Source organism: Youngiibacter fragilis 232.1 (assembly GCF_000495435.3).
In the GTDB taxonomy this organism is placed as follows: Bacteria; Bacillota; Clostridia; order Clostridiales; family Clostridiaceae; genus Youngiibacter; species Youngiibacter fragilis.
Genome location: NZ_AXUN02000198.1, coordinates 1 through 18,412, shown reverse-complemented (window position 1 = coordinate 18,412; position 18,412 = coordinate 1). Strand labels below are relative to the sequence as shown.

General features: G+C 45.4%; 18 protein-coding genes. 6 read left to right on the top strand and 12 right to left on the bottom strand.

From position 1 onward, the window contains the following. The first annotated feature begins 38 nt into the window (after positions 1-38). Positions 39-599, top strand: a complete 561-nt coding sequence (locus tag T472_RS14015; protein WP_023383845.1) for a hypothetical protein — start codon at positions 39-41, stop codon at positions 597-599. Positions 600-644: 45 nt separating this feature from the next. On the opposite strand, the gene fba is transcribed toward T472_RS14015, so the two are convergent. The 11 genes from fba to T472_RS13960 all read right to left on the bottom strand — a co-directional run bounded on the left by fba (position 645) and on the right by T472_RS13960 (position 13,736). Then, positions 645-1,577 (bottom strand): class II fructose-1,6-bisphosphate aldolase, encoded by a 933-nt coding sequence (gene fba / locus T472_RS14010; protein WP_023383846.1) that lies wholly within the window; start codon positions 1,575-1,577, stop codon positions 645-647. Between the two features lie 54 nt (positions 1,578-1,631). Then, positions 1,632-2,093 carry a hypothetical protein gene (locus tag T472_RS14005; RefSeq protein ID WP_023383847.1) on the bottom strand — a complete coding sequence of 154 codons (462 nt, stop codon included), beginning with the start codon at positions 2,091-2,093 and terminating at the stop codon, positions 1,632-1,634. A gap of 207 nt (positions 2,094-2,300) precedes the next feature. Continuing rightward, positions 2,301-2,825, bottom strand: a complete 525-nt coding sequence (locus tag T472_RS14000) for a PTS sugar transporter subunit IIA (protein ID WP_023383848.1) — start codon at positions 2,823-2,825, stop codon at positions 2,301-2,303. 1 nt (position 2,826) lies between these two features. Continuing rightward, positions 2,827-4,314 (bottom strand): family 1 glycosylhydrolase, encoded by a 1,488-nt coding sequence (locus T472_RS13995; protein WP_023383849.1) that lies wholly within the window; start codon positions 4,312-4,314, stop codon positions 2,827-2,829. A 418-nt stretch (positions 4,315-4,732) separates the two neighbouring features. After that, entirely contained in the window at positions 4,733-6,163 is a 1,431-nt protein-coding gene (locus T472_RS13990) for a PTS transporter subunit EIIC (protein ID WP_023383850.1), read from the bottom strand. A 388-nt stretch (positions 6,164-6,551) separates the two neighbouring features. Continuing rightward, positions 6,552-7,481: a MurR/RpiR family transcriptional regulator gene (locus T472_RS13985; RefSeq protein ID WP_023383851.1), complete on the bottom strand. Its 930-nt coding sequence runs from the start codon at positions 7,479-7,481 to the stop codon at positions 6,552-6,554. A gap of 604 nt (positions 7,482-8,085) precedes the next feature. Then, positions 8,086-9,003, bottom strand: a complete 918-nt coding sequence (locus T472_RS13980) for a diacylglycerol/lipid kinase family protein (protein WP_023385889.1) — start codon at positions 9,001-9,003, stop codon at positions 8,086-8,088. A 113-nt stretch (positions 9,004-9,116) separates the two neighbouring features. Further along, complete coding sequence (locus T472_RS13975; RefSeq protein ID WP_023385887.1) at positions 9,117-10,619, bottom strand: hypothetical protein; 1,503 nt, start codon at positions 10,617-10,619, stop codon at positions 9,117-9,119. Next, on the bottom strand, positions 10,603-12,021 hold the full coding sequence (locus tag T472_RS13970; RefSeq protein ID WP_023385884.1) for a sensor histidine kinase: 1,419 nt from the start codon (positions 12,019-12,021) through the stop codon (positions 10,603-10,605). The genes T472_RS13975 and T472_RS13970 overlap by 17 nt, the downstream gene beginning before the upstream one ends. Positions 12,022-12,092: 71 nt before the next feature. After that, positions 12,093-12,779: a response regulator transcription factor gene (locus T472_RS13965; protein WP_023385882.1), complete on the bottom strand. Its 687-nt coding sequence runs from the start codon at positions 12,777-12,779 to the stop codon at positions 12,093-12,095. A 15-nt stretch (positions 12,780-12,794) separates the two neighbouring features. Then, positions 12,795-13,736 (bottom strand): polysaccharide deacetylase family protein, encoded by a 942-nt coding sequence (locus tag T472_RS13960; protein WP_023385880.1) that lies wholly within the window; start codon positions 13,734-13,736, stop codon positions 12,795-12,797. 228 nt (positions 13,737-13,964) lie between these two features. Here T472_RS13960 and T472_RS13955 point away from each other — a divergent pair, with 228 nt between their 5' ends. The 5 genes from T472_RS13955 to T472_RS19620 all read left to right on the top strand — a co-directional run bounded on the left by T472_RS13955 (position 13,965) and on the right by T472_RS19620 (position 18,042). After that, positions 13,965-14,444, top strand: a complete 480-nt coding sequence (locus tag T472_RS13955; protein WP_023385878.1) for a PTS sugar transporter subunit IIA — start codon at positions 13,965-13,967, stop codon at positions 14,442-14,444. Between the two features lie 57 nt (positions 14,445-14,501). Continuing rightward, the gene (locus T472_RS13950) at positions 14,502-15,908 is read left to right on the top strand and encodes a hypothetical protein (protein WP_023385875.1); all 1,407 of its coding nucleotides are present in this window, start codon (positions 14,502-14,504) and stop codon (positions 15,906-15,908) included. Positions 15,909-15,964: 56 nt separating this feature from the next. Next, entirely contained in the window at positions 15,965-16,660 is a 696-nt protein-coding gene (locus tag T472_RS13945; protein ID WP_023385873.1) for an ATP-binding protein, read from the top strand. 129 nt (positions 16,661-16,789) lie between these two features. After that, positions 16,790-17,281 carry a GNAT family N-acetyltransferase gene (locus T472_RS13940; protein ID WP_023385871.1) on the top strand — a complete coding sequence of 164 codons (492 nt, stop codon included), beginning with the start codon at positions 16,790-16,792 and terminating at the stop codon, positions 17,279-17,281. Positions 17,282-17,352: 71 nt separating this feature from the next. After that, positions 17,353-18,042 (top strand): DUF4829 domain-containing protein, encoded by a 690-nt coding sequence (locus T472_RS19620; protein ID WP_023385868.1) that lies wholly within the window; start codon positions 17,353-17,355, stop codon positions 18,040-18,042. Positions 18,043-18,047: 5 nt separating this feature from the next. On the opposite strand, the gene T472_RS20145 is transcribed toward T472_RS19620, so the two are convergent. Beyond that, complete coding sequence (locus T472_RS20145; protein ID WP_207643981.1) at positions 18,048-18,218, bottom strand: hypothetical protein; 171 nt, start codon at positions 18,216-18,218, stop codon at positions 18,048-18,050. Between the last annotated feature and the right edge of the window lie 194 nt (positions 18,219-18,412).

The following is an 18,412-nucleotide window of genomic DNA, read 5'->3' as shown; positions in this document are numbered from 1 at the left end:
GTCATGAAAGGATGCGATTGCATCAGGGGGGTAATGAAATGAAAAACAAGTCGAATTACTATATAGGATTGATCCTCGTGATAGTCGGAAGCGCGGCATTCTACAACTCAGTTTTCCTCAATGGATTTTTCGGGGTAAGGAACCTCTGGCCGCTGTTCATACTTCTGCCGGGACTCTTCATGGAGATTGACTACTTCGCAGGAGACAGGCTGAAGGGCAGAGACCCCGGTGTCCTGATCCCCGGAGGCATACTGACAGGCATGGGAACGTTCCTTCTGCTGAAGGAGTTCCTCGACATCATTCCAGGCATGACAGGACCTGTAATGATCGCTGTTACAGGCGCCGCGCTTCTACAGTTCTATGTGGCAAAGCCCAGGGACAGGGGCATCCTTGTCGTCTCACTCGCTCTCATACTTATAGGTGTCCTCCTTGGTATAAGCAGGTACACAGGTGAGCTTCCTGTGTGGCTTACGGCAGGCTCCCTGACATCACTTGCCGTGATAATGGCTGGTATTTACCTCATCGCAAAGAAGCCGGTTGAGTATAAGGATTCCACCTACAGGCCAAGGGACAGCGAAAAGGACAAGAAGAGCCAGTAACTAAAAAACTTCCGCAAAAGCGGAAGTTTTTTTTATGACTCATTTTTAAAGCATTGAATTGCTTGATCCGAGAACGTTCTTGATCTTGTGCTGAACCATTCCCTGAATCGCATCCCTTGCCGGCCCGAGGTACTTTCTCGGGTCGAAGTCCGATGGGTTCTCGACAAGGTGCCTTCTGATAGCTGCAGTCATTGCAAGCCTAAGGTCCGTGTCTATGTTTATCTTGCATACTCCAAGCTTTGAAGCCTGCCTCAGCATATGCTCAGGTACACCCTGTGCTCCTGGGATGTTTCCGCCGTACTTGTTGCAGAGCTCAACGAACTCAGGAAGTACTGTCGATGCTCCATGGAGCACGAGCGGGAAGTTCGGAAGAAGGTTTGATATGACCTCCAGCCTTTCAAAGTCCAGCTTCGGCTCTCCCTTGAACTTGTATGCTCCGTGGCTTGTTCCGATTGCAATTGCCAGTGAGTCGATCCCTGTCCTCTTTACGAACTCCACTGCCTGTTCAGGGTCTGTATAGGATGCGTCTTCCTTGCTTACGTTGACCGCATCTTCGACTCCTGCAAGCCTTCCAAGCTCTGCCTCTACAACCACGCCCTTGCTGTGGGCATATTCAACGACTTCCTTGGTTATCCTGATGTTTTCCTCGAATGAATGATGTGAAGCGTCGATCATGACTGATGTGAATCCGTCATCAACGCACTTCTTGCACATCTCTGCGCTGTCGCCGTGGTCAAGGTGAAGGACAATGTCCAGACCTGAATCCTCGATAGCTGCCTCGACAAGCTTCCTAAGGTATATTGGATTCGCATACTTCCTTGCACCTGCGGATACCTGGAGTATTATAGCTGACTTCTCCTGCTTCGCAGCATCAACTATTCCCTGGATGATCTCCATGTTGTTGACATTGAAGGCTCCTATCGCATACTGTCCTGCATACGCCTTCTTGAACATTTCGGTTGAAGTTACCAGTGCCATTTACATTACCTCCTTGGTTTTGGGATATCTATATTGCTTATAGATAACAAATGATCAGTCGTCATCCCTTCCGAGCTCAAACCTTATGCCTCCGGCTTCTTCCTCGCCTTCAGGCTCGATCTTGTCATTCTCGCCGTAGAAATGGCTTGAATCTCCGTAGATCCTCGTCTCGGTCCTTGATAATGCCCCTGCCTTCTCCATTATAGCATCTTTGATGTCTATGGTGATATGGCTCACACTCTCCTTTGCCTTGCCGACCTTTTCCTTGAGGTCCTCTACGTCGATTTCCGAAACAGCTTCCTCCAGGAGCTCACCTGCAGCATTGAAGGTGGTCTCTATGAATTTCCTGCCTTCCTCCCCAACTGTCCTTGAGCCTGTAATGGCCTTGTAAGCCAGCTCCTTCTTGTCCATCCTGAGCGCTGCAAGCCCAATGGCGTCGCCGGTGAACTCCACCGTTGCGCTCAAGGCTCTTCCTATTGTCCTTCCAGCCTTGTTTGCATTCTTCTTGACCTTCACTTTTCCTACCTCCACGATAGTCTTATGTATATATTTAACCACAAAATCGTTAACAAAAACCAAATCGACCAAAAAATACGCAAAAAAAGCGGTCACCTGTTAAAAAAAGTGTTTACCGCCTCAAAATGCTAATATTTGCTAACTATACATACCATCAGTATATATGCATAGGATAAATGACATTATTTCCTGACTATTGCAATTTTCTTACTCCAATTTTAGTATAGGCTCACCAAAGCCTACCATAGACGATTCTTTGGCTTCTATGGTTTTGAAAGCATCAGAATTAGTCACAACAACTGCAACTGAAGCATCAAAGCCAGCTGCATGAATTTCACTCATGCTGAATCTTAAAAGATCCTGTCCCATCGCAATTTTATCACCAATTTTCACGAATGGAGTGAATCCCCTGCCTTCCATGGTGACAGTATCCACACCTACATGAATCAGTAGTTCAATGCCATTATTGCTGCGGAGTCCCAAAGCGTGGTATGACTTTAGAAGAGCAACCACCTCTCCATCGAATGGAGCCTTAACTAATTCTTCACTAGGACGAATACCGCAACCCTGACCCAAAATCCCTTCACTAAAGGTCTCATCGGGAAAGTCCGCCAATGAAATAAGTTCTCCAGCAACAGGAGCATAAACTGTATTTTTCTCGAGTTTTACCGGATCCAGTTTATTAATCTTGGTTTTATTATTATTTCCCCTCAGTTTATCAAAAAAACCCATCTCACTCCTCCTTGTTCAAAATACTGGCGCCATTGGTAGAGATAACTTCCTTATACCAATCATAACTGTCCTTCCTTATACGCTTGTAAGTTCCATTTCCTTTATCGTCTAAATCAACATATACAAAGCCATAACGCTTGCTCATTTGGTTAGTGGAATTCGAAATCAGATCAATCGGTGCCCATGATGTATAGCCAAGCAGTTCAACCCCGTCTTCGGTCATAGCATCATACATGGACTTGAAATGAGCCTTGAAATAATCAATGCGATAATCATCATGGATTGAGCCGTCCGGTTCAACGATATCCCTTGCACCCAAGCCATTTTCGACTATGAAAAGTGGTTTGCAGTAGCGGTCATACAGATCAACCATGGATACTCGTAGGCCAATAGGATCAATTGCCCAGCCCCAGTCATTGCGATTCAGGTGAGGATTCAGAACGCCTCTAGCTGTGTTCTCAAGTCCTGTTTCAAGATTAGTAATGTCGCTTGCAGCACAAGTGGAGGAATAATACGAAAATGAAACGAAATCCACAGGATACATCTTCATAACCTCAATATCTTCTGGTTCGATTTTCAGGTCGAAGCCCTTGTTTTTGTACATGCTCAGGAGATATGCAGGGTACTCACCCCTGACCTGAGTGTCTGAAAATGCAAAAATTGAGCGCATTTCCTGCTGTGTCTTCAGAATGTCAACTGGCCTGCAGCTGTATGGATATATTGTTCGCTTGGTCAACATGCAGCCTACCATGCTGTCCGGAATATTTTCATGGCATATTTTCGTCGCTAACGCACTTGCTACGAACTGATGGTGCATTGCCTGGTATTCCACTTCTTCAAACTTGTCTGGTGCGAATCGGCTCTCAATCAGTCCACCTGTCATGAATGGGTGGCGAAGTATTGAGTCAATCTCATTGAATGTCAACCAATACTTAACCTTCTTTGCATACCTCTTAGTAATAGTGTTAACATAGCGAGTGAAAAACTCTATTGAACGACGGTCATACCAGCCATTGTACTTCATGCAGAACTGCAATGGTGGTTCGTAATGACTCATGGTCACCAGAGGTTCAATTCCATATTTTAGGCACTCATCAAATACGGCATCATAGAATTGCAGCCCTTCTTCATTTGGAATTGCATCATCCCCATTTGGATAAATACGGCTCCAGGCTATTGACAACCTGAAAACCTTGAATCCCATACCTGCCAGCAAGGCGATATCTTCTTTATAGCGGTTATAAAAATCGATGCCATGTCGCTTGGGGTATTGGTTATCATCTATACAATCGAGTGCTTGCCTTATTTCCTCATCAGTGATATCGCAAAAACTGTGAACATCATTCAGGTCCTTCATTGTCTCAGGGTCCTTAAATCGAGCGACATCGCTTACGGAAATCCCCTTTCCACCTTTATTCCATCCCCCTTCACATTGGTTTGCTGCAATAGCACCGCCCCATAGGAAGCCTTCGGGAAATGATCTATGCATTGTAAGTCTCCTTTTCTTCTTCGTTATATTTTCAATCTGTCTTTATTGGTATAAAGACTAGTTTTTTTCTCTCTTCATTTTCATCAATTATTGCTTTGACTCTATTCAATATCGGTCAGTTCATATATTCAATTCAACGTCAGACTATCCCACACTTTGATGCTAAAGTATCAGATGTTCCGATAACATGATTGCTCAATACTTCAATCGAATAAGAGTATCGCATAATCTTCACCGTTACATCTGATCCTTCCCCATCATCGTTCGAAATGAAATTGGTATGTGTATGAAAAATGAACCTACCTCATAAAACTAGACACTTGTTCTCAATTCCAATAATAAGTTACCAATATTGTGGACTTCATGATTGCCTTATCAATTGGTTCAAATACATTCAAGATATGGTATAACTCAAAGGTTAAACATCCTGTAGTAATTCTGTTGCAGCAGGAGCATTTAGTTCCGTATCCTTTTCAAACCTCTTAAATAGGACAAAGGTAAGAATTGCACTCACAGAAATGGTTATGGCGATTGCAATTAAAATCTGATAGAAATACCTCATAGTATTGTCACCAATATACATTACTGCTGCAGGAAGGCCTGATGAACCTGTAGCAAAGCGATGGGTTTGGGTAACGCCTGCGAACAATCCACCAAATGCACCTCCAACCAAACCTGCAATCAATGGGTACTTCTTCGGGACATTAAGCCCGTATAAAGCTGGTTCAGTAATTCCCATCAAACCTGTAATACCTGCAGAAGTGCCTATCTGCTTTGTCTTGCTGTCCTTAGAAAGCAGTCCTACTACCAATGACGCAGTACCTTGGCCGATATTTGCTACGAGCACACCAGGCCCGAAGATAGCATCGTAACCCATTTGAGCGAGCTGCATGGTACCAAGCGGTGCAAGGCCGTGATGCAAGCCGAATATAACTAGCAGTGAATACAAACCGCCCATGAACAATGGTGGTGCCCAGCTAACGTTAATACTCAACCAGGTAAATATAACTGTCATAATGTTTCCAACATAGTCTCCAAGAGGTCCAATTATCGACAATGCGAGAACACCCATAATCAGGAAGAGAACCATTGGTACAATGACCAGTCGTATAGCTTTCGGTACAACCCTATTCAGAAACCTTTCAATCGGAGCCTGAACGAGTACAACCAGTACTATTGGGATAACCGACCCGGTATAGCGAACAAGAAATAACGGAATAATACCAAATAGATTCACCGGAACTTTTGCCGCAACCAAGCCACCCCATGTGGCATGACACATAATTCCAGCTACGACAGTCGCAAGGAAAGGATTGGTTTTAAGTTTTTGTGCGGTTGTAAATGCAAGAAGCATAGGTAAAAAGGCAAAGGTCGCATCCCCAATCATATTTATTATTACGTAGCTCTGGTCTGTTGTTTGTACAAGCTTGAAAACCACCAGAAGAGCAAGCAGTGCCTTCACCATACCGGCTCCGGCAAGAGCAGGTACTATAGGTGAGAATATGCTGGAAACAAAGTCAGCCAGAACATCAAAGGCTTTTTTCTTTTCTTTTCCCTCTGAATGGATTCTTTCAGCATTCTCTGACTGATTTTCTTTTGGCCCAACTATTTTCTCAACTTCCTCGTAAACCTCGGCAACATGCATACCTATCACAACCTGAAGCATGCCTCCTTTTATGAAAACCTTGGGTACACCTTCCATTTGAGATAGTGCTTCCTGATCTGCTTTAATGTCATCATGAAGTTTGAATCTTATGCGTGTCTGACAGTGATGCATTGATTCAATATTCTCTATTCCACCAATTTTATCAACTATCCCTTTTGCTAATCCTTCATATTTTTTGCTCACAAGTAATCCTCCTCTTGAGTATCTACAGCATGTATTATGACTGGCTTGTCTTGGTATTCGGGCTATAACACTTACGTACATGTGCACCGGTACGTTCCTGTGTTCTTCTGTATGGGACTATCTGCGCAAAAATATTCTTGAACTTTTTAGGTTGGCTTGATAATCCACAACAGAATCATAGCATTTTTACAAATTGTAAGTCGATGGGATTTGTTACGAGTTATTTCACATAAGAATACGTTTAAAAGACAATAGATGAAATCACGTTTCATGGCAATAAAAGAAGCCTGCTTTATTGGCTGACCCAATAAATACAGGCTTCTTCACTTTAGTTGGCATCTCAAATCTTAAGTCATACTTGAAGCGAATTAGTACTGCCTTTTTCTTCCTACAGTTTTTTTACCGGCTTTTCAACAGGTTTATTCTCCGATGAATCCTCTCTCATTTCATTCAAGTCAGCATTTCTTCTATACTCAAGCTTTCTAGATGCTTTTATCTTGTATTCCAGATTCTTTTGATAGTTTTCGCAAAACAACAGTGAAAAAATAATGTTGAATATGCTCAAAACTGATACTTCTGTTGAAAAATTGGAAATTTTGCTATAAAGTCGTTCTCGTGACGATATGGTAAACACACAATCTATATTTTCCCTGATATAATTTTTCCCACCGCTTGTGATACCAATAAGAGGGACCTCATTCTCTTTCAAAATCCTGATAAAAGACATAGGCTCCCGTGATTCATTATTACCCGAATATGATAATATGATAGCACAATCATTCGGACCTAGTGAGTGAGAAAATGTACCGCCTTCATCAATCATCGGGATATTGACTATCTTTCCAATTGACTGCATTTTCCGCCTGAACAGCTCCCCCACTAATGTATTGGGGCTGATTCCAAACAATGCGATCCGGTTTGCTGAAAGCAACCGCTTAACTGCCAGCTCTAATGTAGGTACCTCCATTAGGTCAGTAGTTTCATGTATACTCTCAATCTCCAGTTCGCTTATTTTCCTGATAATATCAGAAGTGGAATCATCCTCTTTAAACGGAAGGTTGGAATCAATGCCTGCATAATGGCTTTCCTGTTGATGCAGTTCATCCAAAAATGCTACCATGAACTCCCGCCATCCGGAAAATCCCAATGCTTTCGCAAATCGCACCAGTGTTGGCTTGGAAGTAAAAGTAAGGTCAGCAATTTCCTTCATGGAATAATACGTCAAATCATTTTTTTCCTGTAGTATGAATTCTGCTATGGTTTTCCTTGCATCCTTGTACTTAAGAGAAGTCTCCGTAATCAGCTGGAATAAGTACATACTGTCTGACCCTCCCTCGAAATAAAAGCTGTGAGCTTACCAATTGTATAACTTCAGGCAACAACTTAAGGCATCCAGATTATTTCAGCGGATTAGTAATAGTAAGTAACCAAGTGAAAATACTTTTTTATCTCCATATGCGCTTACAGTGGAATCGTAAAATTCAACTAAATATACAAGGCTGGATTCCGATTTGTACGCCTATGTTATCATATTTGCTCCAACTCAACAACAATGTCATTTATGATCCCACAACATGTAGGTATTCACACAAGCCAAAAATTCATTGTTGAATCAAAAGCATAGACAAATACATTTAACTATCATCAAAAATACATAAGCTTGAGCCAAAACTCTTGTTAGGAAAACCCGGTGGTGGTTGGCATTTTGTTAGTAGCAGGAAACCTTGATTCAAGTTGATTAAAGGCAGTTTTTACTCACAAAAACATGTAAAAAAAAAGCCCAAAAATTGCCTTGTTGCAACTTCCGAGCTTTCATACTTCTTATTGTTTCAAAGGAGGTGCTATCAATTACTTCGACTCTTAAATAACGATACATTGTATAACTGTTGAAATACTATACTATTAAATACATTCCGCTTAGCCTATTCTTCGGATTCCCTGGGGAATACCATCTTTACCTTCTTGTCGGCGATGGAGAAAACGACCTGCTTCCTTGCAGCGAGCTCCCCGTCAACATTGATGTATACAGGCTCCTCAGCAATGATTTCGACTCTTTTGCACCTTCTGTACTGAAGCTCCTCAAGTCCCATGTGCTTGCCGGCTATTGCCTTCGGCAGGAACTTCATTACCTTGGCCCTGTCAATGTCGGTAACGATGAGCACTTCGAGCAGCCCGTCGTCGATTTCAGCAAGGGGCGCTATCTTTATGCCCCCGCCGTAGTACTTTCCATTTGCCACTGCGACCATGAACACTTCCTCGTCAAACACCTCATCGTCTGCGATTATCCTGACCTTCTCAGGCTTGATGTCCATTGCCGTGGAAATTACGCTGAGAAGATACGAGACCTTGTTCGGGACAATCGGACCTGTCTTGTATTTTTCCGCATTCTTAACCACATTGGCGTCAAAGCCCAGGGATGCGATGTTAAGGAAATACCTGTCGTCAGCCATTCCCAGGTCGACTTCCTTTTCAGTCCCGAGGATCGTGTCGAGGAGGATCCTCCTCCTGTCGAACTTCTTGACCACTGACTTTATGAAGTCATTCCCGGATCCTCCGGGGATGCAGGCAAGCGTTGAGCCTGTCCCGACCATACCATTAAGGACCTCGTTAAGTGTACCGTCTCCGCCGACGGCGTAAATTCGGTAGTCGCCTGTTGACGAAAAGTCCCTGGCGATTTCGGTCGCATGGCCTTCGTATCTCGTGAAGACTATCTCGTAGTCAATATCCTTGTACTTCTGCTTAAGCTCCCTGAAGAGCTTGCCGATGGTCCTTGCCATCCTCAGTGCTATTCCGTTTCCGGCAGCCGGGTTTACTATGAACAAATGCTTAACGGGACTCATATACTACCACCAAATCCGATATTTTTATATTTCCGCCTGTCATGCGGTCTCTTATTCAAGTATAGCATCTAATGCAGTTCTTCAATCGCATTCATCAATATTTAAGCCTTTTTTCAATTGTCTTTGACACTTACCTCTGGCTGTAACTTGACACCCGCTGAGGATGCTGTCTCAGTCCACCTGTCAACGAAATCTCCCCTTGCCCACTCAGCCATGATCATCTCCTCATCCTCATCCACTGCAATGGTCATTACCGGCTTCGCTGAGAGGTTCATGTACTCGTCATACAGGAACATGATTAGATATCTTGGCGTCCTTACGATAACGAACGCATTTCCCGGAGCACTGATTACATCCTTGGCTTCCGGTACCATTTCCTTGATACGGCTCCATGATACCTGCAGCTCATCGTATGTAATGAGCTTTGCAGGGGGAATAAGTGACACTGCAATGTCTGCATAGTCCTTTGCGGGCTCCTTCGCCGAATTCAGCCTTGCAGTAAGGACCCAGTGACCGTTCTTCCTTACCATGGCCAGGCTTTCAGCCAGGTTTCCGATGCTTCCGCCCAGAGCCTGCAGCGAGCTATCCCTTATGCTTTCGCTCTCATACGAGCGTATAAGGGCTTCCATGCCTTCCTCCCCTGCGATCTCAGTTATGTTGACACCCTTGTACTCCGCATAATTGTCAACTGCCAGTATCTTCTGATAGGGAAGGCTATTGTCACGGCCTGTAATGCCTGTACCCTGGGAGATCCCTATATAGTCATTTCCGACGAAGCCTACGTCTATGTATCTCTCAGCCGTTATTGCCAGCGTTCCCAGATCATTTTCAGTTATCACCTGCCTGCCCGCCGGTTTTATGAGAAGTGACTCAAATACCTTGTCGTCATCCTTGTACCTTGCGACTGAAAGGAGCATGAACTCCCTTCTCGGGAATAGTATGCCCTCTACCTCATAAGCGTTCTGGTACTCACCGGTGCTGTATATCCACAAAGTCCTGTAGGATGAGCCTTCATCCTCTGTCCGCGCTGACCTGAGCCCGATGAGGACTCCTGCCTTAGGCTGGTATGAGATGACCTTGCTTGATGAATCAAATGCCAGTCCCATTTCCGGAGCGGCTCCTGTAGACTTTTGGTTCGTCGGAGCGGCATCCCCGCTCCTCACAAGCTTGATGAAGTTCTTTCCCTGTATGATCCCTATCATGTCCTTCTCAAGGCTGAACACCTGATAGAATGACTTGTTCTCGGTGCTTATGTCGTATACCTCCATCTCCCCGTCCTTGAGGTTGAGCCTTGATGGGTTCAGCCTGTACCTGTTGAGCAGGAAATCGAACACCTTGACAAGCTTCACCTTGTATTCAGGAAGCTTAACGGTTTCACTTCCTACCCTTGCCTCCGTGGTATCGAAGTAGGCAGTCAGGTTCCTGTAGTCAGCTTCGTTTATTTCAGCTGTACCTTCCAGCGGAACCACTGACAGGTAGCTGTAGCTTCCTTCTATCTCAATCTTCGCTGGTTCAGGGGCATGCACCACCCTCTCATTTCCGGAGATGCCAAGGGAGCAGCCGAAGAGCATGAGGGTACAGGCCGCTATAGTGATTATTCTAATTGTTCTTTTCATATGCCACCACTCCCTTTGTGGGGATTCTCAGCCTTATCTCGGTTCCCGTTCCCAGTTCGCTATTTATCACAAGCTCACCGCCATGGAGCTTCGCAATCTCATCACAGATTGAAAGTCCTATTCCGTTTGATGAATTTGAGGTCTTTCCCTTGAAGAACTTTTCCTTCACCTTGTCGATATCCTCAGCCCCTATCCCAATGCCGTTGTCGGCAACTATGAAATCTATGTGCCTGTCAGACTTTTCCATGGACACCGTTATCTCTCCACCCGGGCCTGTGAACTTGAAGGCATTGTCTATGAGGTTAATGAACACCTGCTTCAGCCTGTTGGCGTCAGCTGTTATGAATCCCATGTTGTCCTTCCTGTTCACTGTGAATTTCTTGCCTTCCCTGTTTGCCCTGTCCTCCATGTTCTTCCATATGAAGTCGAAGAGCCTTGTTATGTCCACCTTCTCAAGGTCAAGGGTTATCTTCCCTGATACGAACTTCGAGAAGTCCAGGAGCTCCTCAACCATGTTCTTCAGCCTGTCCGTCTCATTCGATATTATGTCAAGGCCGTCTGACAGAAGCTCCCTGTCTGTGCTCTCGTCCTTAAGTGTTATCGCCCAGCCCTTTATTGCAGTGAGGGGAGTCCTCAGCTCATGGGATACGGAGGATATGAAGTCATTCTTCAGTGCATCCTTCTTTTTGATCTCCCTTGTCATGTAGTTGAAGGTATCCGATAGCTTTCCGACCTCATCATCGTTGTATTTCCTGCTGACCACGTTATAATTACCGGAGGATATCTCCTCTGCTGTTGCAGTGAGCTCCTCTATCGGTTTTATTATCTTCTTAGACAGGAACTGGCTTATGACTGCGGTTATTAAAACTACGCCTATGGCGAAAAGTGAGAAGTTAAGTGCGATTACCCTCAGTGTCCTGTCCACATCCCTCATTGATGTTATGAACCTAAGGGCTCCGACTATTCCATTCCCGTCTTTGAGCGGGTATGAGACCGCCATTACCTTCTGTCCCGTTCCTTCCTTGCTGAATATGAGATAGTCCGTCCCTCCTGAGAGTGCTGCGGCTATGTCCTTCTCTTCCCTCGGACCCTTCGGCCTCGTTCCCTGAGAATCCAGGATTACGACAGAATCAAGGTTTATTATCTGGACCTCTGCGTCCGTCTGCTTCCAGAATGCGTCCACATCACCGTAGACGTTGTCCTCAAGGCTCTGGTCGGAGAAGTACCTTTCATAGAAGTCCGCTGATATCCTCAGCTGGTTCTCAAGGGTAGTCCTTATGTTGTTGTAGAAATATTCCTGAAGAAGGAGCATGGTGGCAAATTCGGTGACGAACACCGATATGAATATTATGATTATGTAGTTCCTTGCCATCCTGTACTTCAGGCTGTTGTACCTTCCCAATTCTGCACCTCTTCCGCCGATTTCTTCCTTATGCCAAAAGGAAACCAGGAGAATCCCTCTGGTTTCCTAAGCTATCTTGACCACCTGTAGCCTGTGCCCCATACGGTCTCTATGAATGATGGCTCAGACGGATTGTCCTCCACCTTTGCCCTTAGCCTTCTGATGTTTACGTCTACTATCTTCGGGTCACCTATGAAGTCGTAGCCCCACACAAGGTTAAGCAGCTCATCCCTTGAAAAGGCCTTTCTCGGATTTTCAAGGAAGATGCTCATCAGCGCATATTCCTTGGGAGTAAGGTCCAGTACCACATTGTCCTTCATTATGGTCTGTGAATACTTGTCCATTACGAAGCCCTGGCTTTCGACCTTGTATTCGTCCTTCTTTACTGTCTTGCCTTCCTCAAGTCTCCTTATCAGCGCCTTGGTCCTGAGGATGAATTCTGTAGGGTTGAAGGGCTTTACGACATAGTCGTCAGCTCCCCGTTCAAGTCCGGTGATCTTGTCCATGTCCATACCCTTTGCTGTCAGCATGATTATACCGATTTCCGGGTGCCTGTCCCTGAGCCTTCTGCAGACCTCGAATCCGTCTATGCCAGGTAGCATGACATCCAGAACCACTACCTTCGGCCTCTCGAGCTCAGCAAGCCTCAGTGCCTCTTCGCCTGAGCCTGCCTCAACAACCGAGAATCCGTTCCTTTCGAAGTTTATCTTCAAAAAAGCCCTTATGCTCGACTCATCCTCGCATATAAGTATCTTCACAAAATCACATCCATTCTATTTTAGGATTCCGAACTTGTATCCCTGTTCCTTGAACTTCTCTATTATTATCGGCAGCGACTCCGGTGTAAGCGGCTTGTTGGTGGCATCGTGCATGAGCACAACGACAACAGACTTGATCTTTGTGTAGTTCAGTGAGCTCATCACATAGTCTGCCATTGCCTGAGCATCCTTTGGCCTTCTCGATGTGGGCTCGGAATCACCGTTTATGGCATTCCAGTCAATATACTCTATACCCATGCCCCCGATCACCTCGTCCACCTTGTCCATTCCCTTCCATGACATGTGTCCGCCAGGATACCTCAGCACCCTGCTGTCGAATTCCGACTTGCCTGTTGCTGTCCTAATGGCATCTATGAGCTTAAACATCTCTGATTGTATGTATTGCGCATCTCCGGTGTTTTTCGGATAAAGCTTCTCGTACACATGGCTGTATGTGTGGAGCGCCACTGAGCTCCCTTCCTCGAGTATCCTGTTTATTACTTCACCTGAACCCGGTTTCTCCACATTGGTTCCGATAACGAAGAATGTACCTGGAACCCCCTCATCCTTAAGCACGTCAAGTATCTTGCCTGTGCTCTCAGGATTCGGTCCGTCATCGAAGGTGAGGAAGACCAGCTTGTCACCGCTGTATGGGACCTTTCCTGTCATCCAGTCCCTCACGTCCTTGGTCGAATAAGCATATTCATCAGCCTTGACGATATGGTTCCCGTTCCTGACAAGGTCCTCTGGTGATACTACAGGTACGGTCTCCGTAACGGTCGGCTGGGTATTGTCAACAATGACCGGCTTGTTTGAAGTGAAGAAGCCCTTCCCGAACAGGAAGTATACTCCAAGTCCTATCGCAGTGCCAAGTATGACCACTGCCGCCACTGTCCTCACTATGCGTCCGGTTCCGCCTCTTCTCTCAGGTGCGAACAAATTTCTGTTTCTTCTCATATTTCCTCCGAATCTGTCTTTATCTTAATTCTATGTTGCGCTTCATCATATTTTGTTACAAACAGGAATCATCTCCTATATCATAACAAATATACGGTCAGAAATGGTGATTTTCAGGGCAAATTCACCTTTGCACCCGATCAGGTGCATTTCATTTTATGTTCAAATGATATAGAATGTTTTTGATGGCTGTATCATGCAGCTAATGCTTTTTGAGGAGCTGATCCATTGTTCGGATTATTCGCCAGATATATTGAGATAGCATCACCAATTACAGGAAGGACAATTGACCTTTCAGAGGTTCCTGATGAGGTATTCTCACAAAGGATGGCAGGAGACGGCATTGCAGTGGTCCCCACGGGAAATTTGGCAGTTGCGCCTGCTGACGGGGAGATTACCCTGATATTCCAGGGAGGCCATTCATTCTCCATGAAGACACCCGAGAAGCTTGAGATAACGGTGCATATAGGTCTAGATACCCTGATCATGAACGGGGAAGGCTTCGAGGTGCTTGTACAGGAGGTATCAAAGGTGGCAAAAGGGACCCCCATAATCAGATATGACCCTGATGCGATATCAAGCACCGGGCTGTCCCTTATTTCACCGGTACTTATAACTGACCCTGATTCTATCCGCACCTTATCCGCATATCCTGGCATGGATGCCGAGGCCGGAAAGACTCCGATAATGAAGGTCAGGCTGAGGTAACAGTATGGATCCAGATATATCTGCAGGAAGAATATAAGACATCAAGGAGGTCATTTGATGAAGAAAGTTCTTGCCATCGCTTTAGCAGCAGCAATGCTTCTCACCCCGTTTTCGACTGTCAGGGCAAACTCCGCCCCTGTCTACTGGGAAGGCTATCCTTCAGCTGTCATAATGTCAGTTGATGAGGATACTGACATCAAGGTGGATTCCGAGAAGCTGCTCTTTGACCTGAGTGAAGGCCTCAAAGGCGGATACAGCCCACTTTGCAGGATCACAGCAGCCTATACCATGTCTGCGGGTAAGGAAACAACATCGACAATGGCCTTTCCATACATCGGCAGCCTCCAGAGCCTTCATGAGGGTGAAGTGAGGATTACAGCTGATGGAAATGAGGTCCCTTTCTCGCTCTTTTTCGGAGAACCTGCTGTAGGCTACGGCACATTTTCGGATTCAGAAAAAAAGGATCCTCAGCCTTTCTCAACCATACTCTCGACTGTTTCAAAGACCGACTATGAGCCTGTAAGCTTTGGTGCTGATGAGAAGGCTACCCTTGTGAGCATTGATGTCAAAAAGACCGGATCATCATCCCTCATGATTTCAGTGCCATTGGACCTTAAAGGCAAGGATACTGATATACTCGCCCTTGACTTCAACGGATACTCAAGGGAAGGCGACAGGATGGAGCTGAAGTCCTGGATCGACAGTACGGACACGATCGAATTCCTTGTCATGGGAGACAAACTTGATGTAACAGTCGAAGGCTACATCGACGCAACCGAAAAGGAGAAGAATGACGGCTTCACCTATGAGATATCTGAGGAAGAAGTCAACATAAAGGACTTCCTCCTTAAGGAGGGGGAGCATCTTCTCGGGAGGAAAATAACCGATGATTCAACGCAGTACTGGAACGTCATGGCGAGGGAGGTCGACAGGGCCATCCAGAACAACGATGGCTTCGCAAGCATCGACGACCTGACAAACGCCCTTTACACAGACAGGTACATCCTGTTCATATACTCTGTGGATTTCTTGAAGGACTCCGCAAGGGAAGTCTCAGTCTCCTATCTTTCCACGGGAACCATGGACAAAAGGGAGACCACAACCCCCAAGTACACATTCAGCTACCTGTTAAGCCCTGCTTCCCTCTGGAACGGCTTCAAAGACCTGAATATGGAGATAAGGACTTCGGAGACAGAACCCTATCTTCTTGAAAGCACCCTGGGATTCGAGAAGACAGCTGACCGTAACTACAAGGCATCATATGAGGCACTTCCTGACAAGGACCTTGTATTTACAGTATACAAGTCAGAGAAGGTAACTCTATCGGACAAGTTCAACGGATGGCTCGCAAGAAGCTATGGACTGATCTTCATGCTCACGCTGGTCCTTCCTCCAATCATGGTATTCGCCATACTATACATAATAGCCAGGGCTGTTTGGAGAAGAAGGTCAAAGGAAAGTTAAACGTTTCATAAAATTCATGTCACATGTAGACAAGAAACATAAAGGAGGACCAACAGATGATAAGAAGGGTGATCAGCATAGACAGGGAAAAATGCAACGGCTGCGGCATATGCGTTACAGCATGCCATGAAGGTGCCATAGGGCTCGTTGACGGAAAAGCCCAGCTAATGAGGGACGACTATTGCGACGGCCTGGGAGACTGCCTTCCGGCATGTCCTGAAAATGCCATAACCTTCGTTGAGCGTGAGGCCGCTGCTTATGATGAAGAAGCTGTACAGGCCAATATGGCAAAGAAGAATGCCCAGCCCCAGATGATGACGTTCGGGGCAGAACCGATTGCCAGAAAACCAGCAAAAACACCAGAGCCTGTCCATTCAAGCGGTGAGTCACAGCTATCACAGTGGCCGGTGAAGATAAAGCTCGTTCCAGTCAAGGCCCCATTCTATGATGGGGCGAACCTGCTGATTGCAGCTGACTGCAGCGCATTCGCCTTCGGCGATTTCCACGACAGGTTCATAAAGAAGAGAGTGACGCTCATTGGATGCCCCAAGCTCGATAACGTTGATTATTCAGAAAAGCTTACTTCGATAATAGGTGAGAACAACATAAAGAGCATAACCATAGTCCGCATGGAGGTTCCATGCTGCGGCGGCCTCACAAGTGCAGTAACCACTGCCATGCGCAACAGCGGGAAGATGATACCATGGCAGGTAGTCACCATTTCCTCAAAGGGTGAGATACTGGAGGACTGAGAGGCCAGTTAAGAAGAAAACAGGATTCCAGTGATAATTTACCGGATAAATGGCATTTATCCGGTAAATTATAATACAAATGTTTTATTTGAAGAGTGCAGCATTACGAACATAGGAGGCCGATAAGGCATGGATTTGGAAATCAGGGCTTACGACCAAGAACACATAAGAGAGGCGATCAGCATCTGGAATGACATTGTGGAGGATGGCATCGCCTTTCCGCAGATGGACCTGCTTACTGAAGAGTCAGGGGATGCATTCTTCTCACAGCAGTCGTTCACCGGACTAGCCTATGACAAGGACAGCAAGAGCATTGCAGGACTCTACATACTCCATCCGAACAACATAGGAAGGTGCGGACACATCTCAAATACCAGCTATGCTGTGAAGAAAGGAATGCGCGGTCACCACATAGGAGAAAGACTTGTGGTTCATTCCCTCGGCAAAGCAAAGGAACTGGGCTTCAGGATCATGCAGTTCAATGCTGTGGTCAGGACCAACGAAAATGCACTTCACCTCTATGAAAAGCTTGGTTTCGTAAGGCTTGGCATCGTCCCCCAGGGCTTCCTCATGAAGGATGGCACGTATGAGGACATTGTGCCGCATTACAGGGTACTGTAAAAGTACCTGCCATGGCCAATATGTGTGCTTATAACATCATTATTTTCAGGTATTGGAGTTGATGACAGTATATGAAATCCAGAATAATCGCTCTGCTTGCGGCTTTTTCACTGGTGTTCGCACTGGGATGCTCCGATAAGGAACTTAAGACCGGAAAATATGTGATGCAGGGAACTGAACTTGCAGAATGGGCGTGGGTTATCTTGGAGGAGGATGGCAAATTCGTATTCAACCGGAATCTCGCCACATCCTATCTTCCAATTGGTACCTACACCATAGAGAAAGGTATGCTGATCCTTTCAGTCAGCGCTGAAGAGACCTACAGGTTCAGGATCGATGGGAACGATCTGATATTTGAAAGCGGAAAGTTGGCTGAATCATTTGTTGAAAAGGGAGCAATCTTCAGGTTATCTGAAATCACGATCGAAACCGGAAAGTCAGTCAAGTTTTCAGAAGAGGAGATTGCAGAAGCAATTGATCTGGTGCAGACAGAGTTCCATTTCCCTTCTGCCAAACTGACAAAATTAACCTATGACGAGGAAAAGTCAGAATGGCTGATAAAGGGCTATATGCAAAACGGCAGAGGTTCTGTGAATGGAGTAGACCCAAAGAATGTCATCATCCTGCTCTCAGAGTTTCACGTGGATGGATCCGGAAAGAACCCAGTATTGAACCCCAATTCGACATACACGGATTATCAGTGGATCCTGATCAGGCAAAGTGAAAACAGCAGTTGGATAATCGATGACCAGGGTTATTGATGTTTTCAATGACCAAGGTTATTGAAGAATTCAATGGTCAGGGATATTGATTCTTCGATCTCCCAGGTTACTGAAGTTTTAATATCTATGGTTATTGGTATAGAGTGTGCAGCGAAAAAGAGACTCATTGGGGTCTCTTTTCTTTTCCATTTTTTTCTGAATGTAATGTCTTGCATTCAGATTGTATATTTCGCATGTTATTTGACAAGGATATTCCAAGCCACTGACGAATCACAATCCTTTACCAAATATGATTTTGCCTGTTTTGTAATATACGAATCATGTCAGTAATTCCATAATTTACTGATAATTTATGAAATATCCATGCATAATGCATCGAATATTATTGACTCAAACTTCGCACAATAAA

Excerpts from the sequence above, each read along its gene's own strand:
- T472_RS13995 (WP_023383849.1), bottom strand. The coding sequence starts at position 4,314 with ATGCATAGATCATTTCCCGAAGGCTTCCTATGGGGCGGTGCTATTGCA.
- T472_RS13950 (WP_023385875.1), top strand. The coding sequence starts at position 14,502 with ATGAAGAAAGTTCTTGCCATCGCTTTAGCAGCAGCAATGCTTCTCACC.
- T472_RS13940 (WP_023385871.1), top strand. The coding sequence starts at position 16,790 with ATGGATTTGGAAATCAGGGCTTACGACCAAGAACACATAAGAGAGGCG.
- fba (WP_023383846.1), bottom strand. The coding sequence starts at position 1,577 with ATGGCACTGGTAACTTCAACCGAAATGTTCAAGAAGGCGTATGCAGGA.
- T472_RS13960 (WP_023385880.1), bottom strand. The coding sequence starts at position 13,736 with ATGAGAAGAAACAGAAATTTGTTCGCACCTGAGAGAAGAGGCGGAACC.
- T472_RS13945 (WP_023385873.1), top strand. The coding sequence starts at position 15,965 with ATGATAAGAAGGGTGATCAGCATAGACAGGGAAAAATGCAACGGCTGC.
- T472_RS13975 (WP_023385887.1), bottom strand. The coding sequence starts at position 10,619 with ATGAAAAGAACAATTAGAATAATCACTATAGCGGCCTGTACCCTCATG.
- T472_RS13980 (WP_023385889.1), bottom strand. The coding sequence starts at position 9,003 with ATGAGTCCCGTTAAGCATTTGTTCATAGTAAACCCGGCTGCCGGAAAC.
- T472_RS19620 (WP_023385868.1), top strand. The coding sequence starts at position 17,353 with ATGAAATCCAGAATAATCGCTCTGCTTGCGGCTTTTTCACTGGTGTTC.
- T472_RS14000 (WP_023383848.1), bottom strand. The coding sequence starts at position 2,825 with ATGGGTTTTTTTGATAAACTGAGGGGAAATAATAATAAAACCAAGATT.
- T472_RS13985 (WP_023383851.1), bottom strand. The coding sequence starts at position 7,481 with ATGTACTTATTCCAGCTGATTACGGAGACTTCTCTTAAGTACAAGGAT.
- T472_RS20145 (WP_207643981.1), bottom strand. The coding sequence starts at position 18,218 with ATGCAAGACATTACATTCAGAAAAAAATGGAAAAGAAAAGAGACCCCA.
- T472_RS14015 (WP_023383845.1), top strand. The coding sequence starts at position 39 with ATGAAAAACAAGTCGAATTACTATATAGGATTGATCCTCGTGATAGTC.